This window comes from Shimia sp. MIT1388, from assembly GCF_047124445.1.
Taxonomy (GTDB): Bacteria; Pseudomonadota; Alphaproteobacteria; order Rhodobacterales; family Rhodobacteraceae; genus Shimia.
Genome location: NZ_CP138921.1, coordinates 896,098 through 907,317, shown reverse-complemented (window position 1 = coordinate 907,317; position 11,220 = coordinate 896,098). Strand labels below are relative to the sequence as shown.

At 57.8% G+C, this 11,220-nt stretch carries 11 protein-coding genes and 1 tRNA gene; 8 read left to right on the top strand and 4 right to left on the bottom strand.

The genetic code is table 11. The annotated features are described in order from the left end of the window. Window positions 1-163: 163 nt before the first annotated feature. Window positions 164-238 (bottom strand) — tRNA-Asn (locus SIB92_RS04465). Window positions 239-349: 111 nt separating this feature from the next. Next, on the bottom strand, window positions 350-1,264 hold the full coding sequence (locus SIB92_RS04460) for an MBL fold metallo-hydrolase (protein WP_412554675.1): 915 nt from the start codon (window positions 1,262-1,264) through the stop codon (window positions 350-352). A 41-nt stretch (window positions 1,265-1,305) separates the two neighbouring features. Here SIB92_RS04460 and SIB92_RS04455 point away from each other — a divergent pair, with 41 nt between their 5' ends. The 4 genes from SIB92_RS04455 to SIB92_RS04440 all read left to right on the top strand — a co-directional run bounded on the left by SIB92_RS04455 (window position 1,306) and on the right by SIB92_RS04440 (window position 5,394). Continuing rightward, the gene (locus SIB92_RS04455; RefSeq protein WP_412554674.1) at window positions 1,306-2,628 is read left to right on the top strand and encodes an ATP-binding protein; all 1,323 of its coding nucleotides are present in this window, start codon (window positions 1,306-1,308) and stop codon (window positions 2,626-2,628) included. A 262-nt stretch (window positions 2,629-2,890) separates the two neighbouring features. Further along, on the top strand, window positions 2,891-3,388 hold the full coding sequence (locus SIB92_RS04450) for a GGDEF domain-containing protein (RefSeq protein WP_412554673.1): 498 nt from the start codon (window positions 2,891-2,893) through the stop codon (window positions 3,386-3,388). Between the two features lie 93 nt (window positions 3,389-3,481). Beyond that, complete coding sequence (locus tag SIB92_RS04445; protein ID WP_412554672.1) at window positions 3,482-4,522, top strand: N-acetylneuraminate synthase family protein; 1,041 nt, start codon at window positions 3,482-3,484, stop codon at window positions 4,520-4,522. Continuing rightward, complete coding sequence (locus SIB92_RS04440) at window positions 4,519-5,394, top strand: glycosyltransferase family 2 protein (RefSeq protein WP_412554671.1); 876 nt, start codon at window positions 4,519-4,521, stop codon at window positions 5,392-5,394. Before SIB92_RS04445 ends, SIB92_RS04440 begins: the two co-directional genes overlap by 4 nt. Here SIB92_RS04440 and SIB92_RS04435 read toward each other — a convergent pair. Next, a complete protein-coding gene (locus SIB92_RS04435) occupies window positions 5,391-6,407 on the bottom strand; it encodes a polysaccharide pyruvyl transferase family protein (RefSeq protein WP_412554670.1) in 1,017 nt (338 codons plus the stop codon). The two genes, SIB92_RS04440 and SIB92_RS04435, sit on opposite strands and share 4 nt — an antisense overlap. 126 nt (window positions 6,408-6,533) lie before the next feature. On the opposite strand from SIB92_RS04435, the gene neuC reads away from it, so the two are divergent. Then, complete coding sequence (neuC, locus tag SIB92_RS04430; protein WP_412554669.1) at window positions 6,534-7,655, top strand: UDP-N-acetylglucosamine 2-epimerase; 1,122 nt, start codon at window positions 6,534-6,536, stop codon at window positions 7,653-7,655. Window positions 7,656-7,713: 58 nt separating this feature from the next. Then, window positions 7,714-9,042 carry a 3-deoxy-D-manno-octulosonic acid transferase gene (locus SIB92_RS04425; protein WP_412554668.1) on the top strand — a complete coding sequence of 443 codons (1,329 nt, stop codon included), beginning with the start codon at window positions 7,714-7,716 and terminating at the stop codon, window positions 9,040-9,042. On the opposite strand, the gene SIB92_RS04420 is transcribed toward SIB92_RS04425, so the two are convergent. Beyond that, on the bottom strand, window positions 9,039-9,743 hold the full coding sequence (locus tag SIB92_RS04420; RefSeq protein WP_412554667.1) for a cytidylyltransferase domain-containing protein: 705 nt from the start codon (window positions 9,741-9,743) through the stop codon (window positions 9,039-9,041). The two genes, SIB92_RS04425 and SIB92_RS04420, sit on opposite strands and share 4 nt — an antisense overlap. Before the next feature lie 218 nt (window positions 9,744-9,961). Between SIB92_RS04420 and SIB92_RS04415 the strand changes: the two genes are divergently transcribed. Beyond that, window positions 9,962-10,867, top strand: coding sequence for a lysophospholipid acyltransferase family protein (locus tag SIB92_RS04415; protein WP_412554666.1), 906 nt, complete (start codon window positions 9,962-9,964; stop codon window positions 10,865-10,867). Window positions 10,868-10,988: 121 nt separating this feature from the next. Beyond that, a complete protein-coding gene (locus tag SIB92_RS04410; RefSeq protein WP_412554665.1) occupies window positions 10,989-11,219 on the top strand; it encodes a hypothetical protein in 231 nt (76 codons plus the stop codon). Window position 11,220 lies beyond the last annotated feature (1 nt).

Sequence of the window (11,220 nt, the reverse complement as noted above, 5' to 3'; positions counted from 1 at the left end):
AATCCGAACACCCCAAGGGCGCGTTTTCCAGATCAACGCTCCTGCCCGGATGCGCACCGTTCCAACAAGGATGTCACCGACGTCCTTCCGTTACCCAGCGCCATCAACCGCAATCCATGAAAAGCAAAAAAGCCTCCAACCCGTTGAGGCTAGAGGCTTTTTATGGCTCCGGCGGTAGGGATCGAACCTACGACCAATTGATTAACAGTCAACTGCTCTACCGCTGAGCTACGCCGGAACATTTTGTGTCTGTCAGAGTGTGTCTCTGAAGATGTGGCGGGGTATAACTATGGTTTTCGGGGACGTCCAGAGGCTTTTTCGAAGTTTTTTGAATTTCGACGAAAAAATTTTACAGAAGTTCAAAAACCGCCTCTGCGCAAAGCTCTCCCGCTGGCGAAACTTGGCTTTTTCCTTGCAAATCAACGAGGTGTGCAAAGACGTTCCGTGTAGCCGCTGGCAGCAAGGCCGCTGGCGTATCCTTGTAAATTAAGGCCGCAAGAGCTTCGGCCGTCGCCGGGCCTTGTTTCAGCGCAGATAGAATCTCGGCCTCGCGAGACATGCGGTGTGCCATCAGCCAATCCAGCCGCTCAGCCGGGGTCTCAATGGGCGCTCCATGGCCCGCATGGAACACCCGCCAGGGCCGCGCCCGCAACTTTTGGCATGAGGCCATGAAGTCGGTCAGATCACCGTCCGGCGGGGAGACCAGCGAACTGGCCCAGCCCATCACGTGATCTCCAACAAAACACATGTCTTCAAAGCCAAAAGCGATGTGATTGCCAAAATGACCAGGGGTGTGAATCACTTCGAGTGCCCAATCTGGCCCTTCGATCACCTCCCCTTCGGCCACAACCACGTCCGGGGCAAAGCTGGCATCCACGCCCTCCCCGCCACCGGCAAGGCCCGACTCGGCCAGTCTTTGCATGACCGCGCTGCGCCCGGCTTCGGGGCCACCAAAAGCCAGAATCGGCGCACCGGTTTGCGCAGAGAGAGCGGCAGCCAAAGGGGAATGGTCCAGATGCGCATGTGTGACGCAGATGTGCGTGATGGACTGGCCGGGTTCCAACGCGTCCAGAATGGCCTGCAAATGCGCATCACTCTCCGGCCCAGGATCAATCACGGCCAGCTCGCGTGTGCCCACCAGATAAGTGTTTGTGCCCCGAAAGGTCATGGGGGACGGGTTGGGCGCAAGGATTCGCCGCACCTTAGGCTCCAGAGCCACCGCAACCCCTGGTTCGGGGTTGAAAGCCATCATCTGCGCGTCCATGGTCTTCCTCTCTGACAGTGGTCTTTCGGCAAGGTGTACGCATGTTTTTTCAGTGGCTCAAACGCTATATGCCACGCAGCCTCTATGGCCGGGCCGCGCTGATCCTGATTTTGCCGGTGGTCCTGTTGCAGCTTGTGGTGTCCTTTGGCCTGATCACCCGACATTTTGAGGGTGTGACCGAACAGATGACACGTGCGGTGACCCGCGAAGTACTGCTGGTGCTCGAAGGGTTGGAGCATCAAGACGAGGCGCCGGACGCCCTACCTATCGTGTTGGACACATTGGATATGCGCGTGGAATTTGTTGAGCAGTTGCCAACCAAAGACACGCGGGTCTGGTATGATTTTTCGGCCTTCATCATCTCACGTGAATTTCGCAGGTACTTGCCCGGCGTGACCGCCGTGGAGCTTGCAGAGAAAGGCCAAGTCTATCTCTTTATGCAGCATGCCGATGGCAATTTGCGGGTGCATTTTGACCGCCGTCGGGTTTCCGCAGCCAACTCCCACCAGCTGTTTGTAAACATGGTGTTCTTTGGCGCGCTTCTGACTTTTGTGGCCTATCTATATCTGCGCAATCAACTGCGTCCCATAAAACGACTCGCCGCAGCGTCAGAGGCCTTCGGACGAGGGCAAAGCGTGCCCTACTCGCCGGGTGGCGCAGTCGAAGTGCGTGCTGCTGGCAGTGCCTTTCTCGACATGCGCGCCAGAATCGAGCGGCAGATCGAACAGCGCACCCTTTTGTTGTCGGGGGTCAGCCATGACCTGCGCACGCCACTGACTCGGTTCAAGCTTGGCGTGTCCCTTCTTGAAGACGAGGACCGGGAGCCGCTGGAACGCGACATCGAGGAGATGCAGCGCATGTTGGATGCCTTTCTCAGCTTCGCGCGGGGCGCTTATGAAGACGACAGCGAAGAGGTGGATGCCGTTGGGTTTGTGCAAAATGTGGTGCAGGATTTTGCCCGCGCGGGCGATGATGTGACTGTGCATGAGATTGAAGGCCACGGCATGGTGTCGCTGCGCCCTGTGACCGTCCGTCGTGCGATTGAGAACCTGATTGGCAACGCGGTGCGCTATGCCAATCACGCGGAAGTCTCGGTGCAGATCACCGACCGCTATCTACGCGTGCGCATTGAAGACGACGGGCCCGGCATTTCTCCGGAACAGCGTGAGGAGGCTCTCAAACCTTTTGCGCGGCTGGAACCAGGGCGCAACCAGAACAAAGGCATGGGCGTAGGATTGGGCTTGTCGATCTCGGCAGACGTGGCGCGCGCGCATGGCGGCATCCTGCGTTTGGGCGAAAGTGAACGTCTTGGGGGTCTGCGCGCAGACCTCGTTCTGGGACTCTCAAATGCGCCCTCCGCTTAAAGGAAAATTAGCGCGGAACCGCTAAGCCTAAAGGGACCTCCCTTTTTGCCGTGAGACCGCGATGATCCGCACCCGAGCCCATCTTGCCCTTTTTGCCTTCGGGTGGACTGTTTTGGCGGTACTTTTGTGCGTTACGCTGGCGGTTTTCGTGTTTGATGTCACGTCACGCTCGCGCAGTTTGGCTCTAGCAGCAGCAGTGCCCGCGGTTGTCACACCCTTGCTGGCTTTGTTGGGTGGACGCATGATGATGCGCCTGCATCGAATGTCACAGAAACTGCAGCATGCAGTGGACCACGACTCTCTGACGTCAACCGTCACACGACAGTATTTTTTTGATAAGCTGCAATCCCTTGCACCAGACACCTCATCCATTCTTCTACTGATTGATATTGACCAGTTTCGCGCGATCAACGACACCCATGGGCATTTTGTGGGAGACATCGTTCTCCGGGAGACCGCGCACCGCTTGATCAACAACACCCGTCGTGATGATCTGGTAGCGCGGTTTGGCTGTGAAGAGTTCATTGTACTTCTGCCCAATACCTCCCCTAAAGACGCCGCGCATATTGCCGAGCGGATGCGGGCCACGGTCTCGCGCACCCCGATCCGTACTTCGGTCAGCAAGATTCCGGTGACAGTCAGCATCGGCATTGGCCATATTGGCAACGGCAACGATTCTCAGGCGGCCATGCAGGAGGCGGATGATGCGCTGTATGCCGCCAAGTCAGCGGGCTGCAATCTGGTGAAAACGGCCGCTTAAACGCGTGGCGCTTCGCCGCCTGCGCAACTTTACAGCCAGAAGCGGAACAGATAGCTGTCGTGTCACACAGGCGACCGACAAAAAGGATGAGTCATGCGCATCGGCAACCGCGAAATTGGCCCCAACCACCCTCCCCTTGTGATCGCCGAGATCGGCATCAACCACGGTGGAGATCTTTCTGTTGCCAAAGAGATGGTGCGCCTTGCGGCTCTCTCCGGCTGTGAAATGGTCAAACACCAGACCCATTTTGTTGATGACGAGATGACCGACGAAGCCAAGGAGATTTTCCCACCCAACGCGGATGTCTCGATCTGGGAAGTCATGGAGCAATGTGCGCTGTCTGCGGAGGAAGAGCTGGAGTTGATGCGCTATACCGAAGAGCTCGGAATGATCTTCATCTCCACGCCTTTTTCCCGCCGCGCAGCGGATTTCCTGGCTGACGCAGGCGTGCCCGCGTTCAAAATTGGTTCCGGCGAGGCAGACAACCTGCCCCTGATCCGCCACATCGCGTCTTTTGGAAAACCGGTGATCCTGTCCACCGGCATGCAGACCATCGACACAATGCGCCGCTCTGTGGCGATCCTCGAAGAAGCCGGTATTGAATACGCGCTTTTGGAATGCACCAACCTCTACCCATCGCCGCCAGAGATCGTTTCCCTGCGTGGCGTGACCGACCTGAAAGAAGCCTTTCCACACGCGGTTGTCGGCTTCTCAGACCACTCGATTGGGCCTGAAATGGCTTTGGCGTCTGTGGCGCTGGGCGCCTGCATTCTGGAACGGCACTACACCGACACACGGTACCGTCAGGGGCCAGACATCATCAACTCCATGGATCCGTCCGAGCTGCGCCACATCATCGAGCGCTCCCGTGAAATCTGGATTGCGGCCAACAATCCGAAACAGCGTACCGAAGCCGAAGAGTCTGTGTATGCCTTTGCCCGCGCTTCTGTGGTGGCAGACAAGGACCTCCCAGCCGGCCATGTGATTGGGGAAGAAGACATCTGGGCGCGCCGTCCTGGATCCGGCGAAATCCCCGGCTACGACTTTGACAAAGTGGTGGGCAAAACTCTTACGCGGGCTGTGACGCGCAACACGCAGTTGAAGTGGAGTGATCTTGAGGGCGGCGAAGATTGAGCGCGCCCTGCATCATCATTCCAAGCAAGGACCGACCGGACCTGTTGCCAGTAGCTGTGCGCTCGGCTCTGGGTGCCTTACCAGCGGACAGCGGCGAAGTTCTGGTAGTGGACGACGCCAGTGCGCCACCGGCGGCGGAATGTTTGTCGTCAATCTCAGACAATCGGCTTCGCGTGCTGGTTAATCCGGGGCCGCACGGCCCGGCAGCGGCGCGCAATTTCGGGGTGTCGCAAACCTCAGCGGATACCGTGCTATTTCTGGATGATGACGACCAAATGGTGCCAGGCTACGCAGAATGGGTTGGAAACTTGCGGAGCTCCAATCCATCTGTCCAGTATGGCTACAGCGACATTCATTCATTCTCCGGCGAGACGACCCTCCCGACCAGCTTTGTCGCCGACACGATTGCCCTAACAGCGCTTCCATTCCGCAAACAGGTCGCCGGTCTTGGCTGCGGGTTCTGGGTGGACCGCGCTTTGTTTGAAAAGGTGGGCGGCATTGCCGAAGATCTGCTTGTCAACGAAGACACGGATTTCACCATTAGGCTTCTGGCCTCTGGCGCAACTGGCTGCAAGGCAACATCAGCAGGTGTGCATGTGCGAGCCCATGACAACGCAGCCAATCTGGGCCACATCACCCTACGCGCCCGCGCCGCAGACCGCGCAGGGTATTTCCGAAAAATTCTGGACCGCAATGCCTCCTGGCTCGACAAGCACCCAGAGGCGCGGCGTCATATCCAGAAACGTCTGCTCAAAATGCAGGCCAAGGCCGGGCTTTGGCACGAGGCACGACAGACATTGTCACAACCTGGTGCAACGACCTTGTGGCCTTACTTTGCGATCAACGCGGTGATGTATCGCCTGAAACCTTAGCCGACAATGGCATCATACATGGCATTTGCCCCAGCCACGCTGCGCTCCAAAAAGGCGGCGATATTGGCTTTCTCCTGCTCGGAGTAGGACCAATCCTGCTGTTGGATCACCTCAGGCGTCAGATCCTTGGCGGTCAACATCCGCCGCCGATCCACGCCAGCATCCTCAAACAACGCCTCAATTTTCCAGGAGTTTGATGACAAGCAAGCAAACGGTGTGCCAGTCACAAGGTTCAGACAAACGCCGTGAAACCGCCCGGTCACGGACAGGCGACTGCGGCGCAGGACATCGACATAGGCCTCTTCACTATCAAGGTAGCGCAACAGGGGATAGGTCGCTTCTTGTTTCTTCTGGCGACGCGCATAGTCAAACCGCTTGATCGCACGATGCAACGGATGCCTGTACGGGTTCTCTTCGCGCAGAGAAATGGTCAGCGGCAGAATGCGCGCCGGCTCGGATTTCGCCAGTTCGTCGGCGAAATCATACAGAGCGCGGGTCAGCTCGTTTTTCACTGAGTCGCCGATCACAATGCCGTCCCGATTGCCGAGCTCAGGCAATGCCCCCGCGCTGGTAGACAGATCGCCGAAGCTATGCACGTCCCGCCCAGCCATCCGCGACAGCTCTTTGGCACTACGAGCGTCGCGCGCATAGAGGTGTTTGAACCCCTGAACCAGCGGGATCCAGCTGTCCGGATTGTCCTGAAACAGCGCATTGACCAAAGCAAGTTCCTTGTCCTTGGTCACCGGATGGCGCGCAATCTCCATCAGCCAACTCGCCTTTTTGCGCCCGTGGTGTAGCGTGCCCTCGCCGTTCACGACGATGGCGTCACAAGCCTCCAAGGCAGCCAGTGCCTCCGGGCTCTTCATCCAGTTCTGTTTGCCATCCAGATTGGCCGTGATCACCGCGCCACGCGACGTCAGCCCATCCTCCAACAAGCGCATCACCCGCGCACAGCCAAAATGGTGACCCTGCATATTGGTGTGGTTCATCAGAACTATTCGTTTGTTGGACATGAACATTTCCCGCATCTGCGCATATAGCCATTTCGACTTAAGCGACTCCCCGCAAAAACAAAAGCAGCAAATCCTGTCACCGCAGGTAGCGGTTGCCCTGATTGGCGAAATCGGGGATCAAGGCTTATGACTCATTCGATCCTCTTTCTCACCGGCACCCGCGCCGATTTCGGCAAGCTTGAACCTTTGGCAGTTGCCGCGCGCGATGCTGGTTTTGATGTTACTTTTTTCATCACTGGCATGCACATGCTGGAGCGCTATGGGCGCACCAAGATCGAAGTGCATCGTATGCCGGGCGTCACCAAGCACGAGTTTCTCAACCAACGCCCCGGCGATCCGCAGGACATCGTTCTCGCCAAGACCGTGACAGGCTTCTCAGACTATGTGACAGAGACGCGCCCCGATCTTGTTGTTGTGCATGGGGACCGGATCGAAGCCCTTGCCGGCGCATTGGTGGCCGCAACCAACTACATCCCCTGCGCTCACATCGAAGGTGGCGAAGTCTCTGGCACCATTGATGAAATCTATCGCCACTGTAACACCAAACTGGCCAGCCACCATTTTGTCAGTTCAGACGACGCCAAACGCCGCGCAATGGCTATGGGCGAACCGGAAGGTGCGATCCATGTGATTGGCTCTCCGGAGTTGGATTTTCACGCCGGCGCATCTGGTGTGACTTTGGATGAGGTCAAAAACCACTACGACATCGCCTTTGAAGATTTTGGCCTGGTGACTTTTCACCCTGTGACCTCAGAACAGGCCACCATGGGCGCGCAGGCGCAGGATCTGTTTGATGCGCTGGAAGCCTCCGGGCGCAACTTCATTGTGATCGCACCAAACAACGACCCCGGATCAGAGGATATTTTTGCGGTGCTCGACAGATTGCCTGCGGATCGCTTTCGCCAGTTCCCGTCGATGCGGTTCAACCACTTTTCAGAGCTGATGAAAAACGCGGCCTGTATGGTGGGCAACTCTTCCGCTGGTGTACGCGAAGCGCCGTTTCTTGGTTTGCCTTCGCTGGACATCGGCACCCGCCAGACCAACCGCGCGCAATCCGGCTCTGTCTTCAGCTGTGCCGCCAGTGACCGAACTACTATTGATGCATTCCTGTCCAACGAATGGGGCCACCGCCACGCGCCGCACACCGGCTTTGGCGAAGGCCGCGCCGCTGAGCGTTTTGTGGAAACCCTGCAGGATGCGCGCTTCTGGACCCAAGGCTTGCAGAAAGCCTTCCATGACCTCACCTAGATCCGTATCAATACGCTGATCCTGCGCCTCAGCGCCTTGCAAATTAGGAACGAACCCCATGCCCCTGAAACTACGTGCCTTTCTCGGGTTTTGGTCACTCCTGTGGCATCTCTTCTTGCCGCTGGTGCTTGTCTACTTGCTTCGCCGTGGTCGCAAAGATGCACTTTACAGCCAACATCTGAGAGAACGGTTTGGCCGCTACAAAACGCCAATGCGTGGCCCTGTTTGGGTACATGCGGTGTCGCTCGGCGAGTTGCGCAGCGCGGTGCCGCTGATCCAAGCGTTTTTGGATCAAGGCGAGAAGGTTGTCGTGACACAGTTCACCCCGGCTGGCCGGCGGGAGACGCAGGCCGTGTTTGCGGACGCCATTGCCAATGGCCAGTTGCAGACCGTCTGGGTGCCTTTTGAAACTTCCTGGGCGTTTGCTGGGTTTTTCAAAACCTTCAGGCCTAAGTTTGGTCTCGTCATGGAGATTGAAATCTGGCCGCGCATGGTGATGGCGTCCAAACGCGCGGGCGTGCCGCTCTTCATGTGCAATGCGCAATATCCCTCCAAATCCATCGTCAAAGACCAAAAGTCACTTGGATTGCGGCCCGCCGTTATGGCCCAGTTTGCCGGGGCCTTTGTGAAGTCCGACTTGCAAGCGGAGCGCTTTGCCGCCGTCAACGTGCCCAATATCCACGTCACCGGCGAGCTGCGCTTTGACCAACCCATTCCGCCGCACTTGACGGCGGCCGGTCCAATAGCGCGTGAATGGATTGGGGCTGCTAAGCGCCCGGTTGTGACCTTTGGATCCACCGTGGAAGGCGAAGACGCGCTTTACATCGCTACGATGAAAAGGATGCTGGCAACTTCCGGCCCTAAGCCGTTGTTTGTCTATGTGCCCCGTCGCCCCGAGCGGTTTGACGAAATTCACAACATGCTGGTCGCTGAAGGCTTTGATGTTCTGCGTCGCTCATCTGCTTTGCCAGAAGCAATTTCCGCCGAAACCATCTCGGACACTCCGGCGCCGCAAGCGCAGCCCGACATCTTCTTTGGCGACAGTCTGGGGGAGATGTATTTCTATCTTTCCATGGCCGACAAATCTGTGGTCGGCGGCGGTTTTGTGCCAGCAGGTGCGCACAACATCATCGAGCCGTTGGCACTCAAAAAGCCGGTGATCACCGGACCTGAAACCTGGACCATCGAATACCCGTTTGAAGAGGCAAAGGCCGCCGGTGTGGCCTGTGCAAAAGCTGATGCAAACGCTTTGGCAGAAGCGCTTTCCGGCGGCTTTACACCATCTGAGGCCGCAATCGACGCCTTCTTTGAGGCCCATGCGGGTGGCACGCAGAAACTGCTGCACGCGCTGCCACGCGCGCTCGCAGCGGCGAAATCTCAAACCTAAAGGCGGCCCGCGTTCAACTCGCCAAGCAGATACTGCACCAACCCAAAATCATGCGGCTCGTCGATGTCAAAACCGCGAATGGAAGGGATTTCAAACGGCAAAACCCGCCCTTCGTAAATGGTCTTGGCTGTCCGCAAATATTCCGGTGCCACCACATAAACACAGCCGACGTGCTCATAGACTTTGGGCGCTGACTGACGAGCCCAAACGCCACCTGGCAGCTTTTTGCACACCTGAAGCGCCCCACTGTCATCTGGCTCGACCAGATTGAAATATGGGTTTTTACGTGCCTCACACACGCTCATCACCATGTCGGGTCGCTCGGTTTCATATAGAGACAGCGCCCCGGTGATGTCCTCCGGAACCCGCAATGGGTTTGTGCAATCCAGATCCAAAAACGCAGACACCTGTTGGCCTAACGCCTGCTCGCTGGCCGCCAGCGCATGCTGCCATACGCCCCACTTCGGCGCAGTGTCGGTCGCCAGTTCCGCGGGACGCAACCCAATCTCCAAAGCGCCCTTCGCAATGGCGTGCGCGTAGACCTCGTCATCGTCCGTCGAGACCACCACGGCGTCTACTTGCGGATGTGCAAACAACATATCCAAAGACCAATCAATCAGTGGCTTGCCTTGGATCTCGCGAAAATTCTTGCCTGGCACGCCTTTAGAGCCTCTGCGCGCGCCGATGTGTCCAAGAATCATGTGTCGTTCCCCTCTCGACGCACCGCAAAAGCACGCCATTCCAGCTAAGTACCGCCCACCACAGCCGCATAGTGGCCGGACAGGGCTTTCCCTCGGTGTTACGATGCACCTCGCGGTGGTGCAATCGCAATTTGCCGCATCCCGCTTGCGCCGCAGGTCTTGGAAACTTAAGTAACGCGCGACACAATGACGTAGAACATGCAGGACGCAGGCAGCAGATGAGCACTTCCAAGAACGATTTTGGCTACAAGCTGAGCGACGCCATCATTCGGGGCTTTTTGTCCATGATGCGCACGCTGCCTTATGAAACCCGCATGAACACCGTTGGCTGGCTGGCGGATCATGTGATAGCCCCGCTGTCGGGCAACCGGCGCCGCATCCGTGCCAACCTGGATCTGGTGATGCCCGAGCTGTCCAAGTCACAGCGCGAAGAGATTGTGCATCAGGCGGCTCATTCGATGGGGCGGATGTTGATGGAGACCTACTCCGGCCAGGAATTTCAGGAGCGCGCCGCCGCTGCGCCGGTAAACGGCCCTGGCAACGCGGTGATTGAGCAAGCCCACAAAGACGGCAAGGGCGTGCTTTTGGTTACAGGACACTTCGGTAACTATCTGGCTGTGCGCGGGTCCTTCCTGTCCCGTGGTATGCCGATTGGTGTGCTCTATAAGCGTATGTCCAACCCCTACTTCAACGAACACTACGTGGCCGCCATGGCCGATTTTGGCGAACCGATGTTTGAGCGCGGGCGTCGCGGCATGTCCAGCATGCTGAAGCACCTGCGTGGCGGCGGGTTTGTCGGCATCGTGCATGACCAGCGCATCAATGGCGCCCCGATCTATGACTTCATGGGCAAACCTGCGCGCACAGCCGAATCCGCCGCGGAACTGGCGCTGAAGTACGGCGTTGATCTTGTGCCCTGCTACGGCATCCGCCAGCCGGACGGCAGCTTTGTGATTGAAACGGAAGCGCCTATTCCACACACCAACGCGCAGGAGATGACCCAGCTGCTGAACGACAGTCTGGAAGCGCAGGTACGCAAACATCCCGGCCAATGGATGTGGACCCACAACCGCTGGCGTGGCGCGGGCAACGACACCGCTGAAGATCGCGCCCGCGGCCTCTAAGGTTCCAATTCCCCAAAATCTCCACAATTGCGCGCCACTTTGACCACAGGCGGCGCGCATAGCTAGTCTGTGGCCTTTTCTGCAAACTCTTGGCCACACCAGCTGCCTAAGGAGACATCCAATGTATCACGCGCCTCAAGCTGCGGCCGCAGAGCCGTCCCGTCATGCCCGCCTATGGGAGCTGATCCGTCAGCAGAACCTCGCAGCAAAGAAAAAGCCGGCCAACGTGGTGCAAGTTGCGCCAAAACCAAAGGTTCAAGCCAAACGCCCTGATTCACTGGAAGTAGAATTTGAGTTCAACGCTGATCGGATGCTGAAATCCGCGTCAAACTCTCTGCTACGCGCGAGCTGAC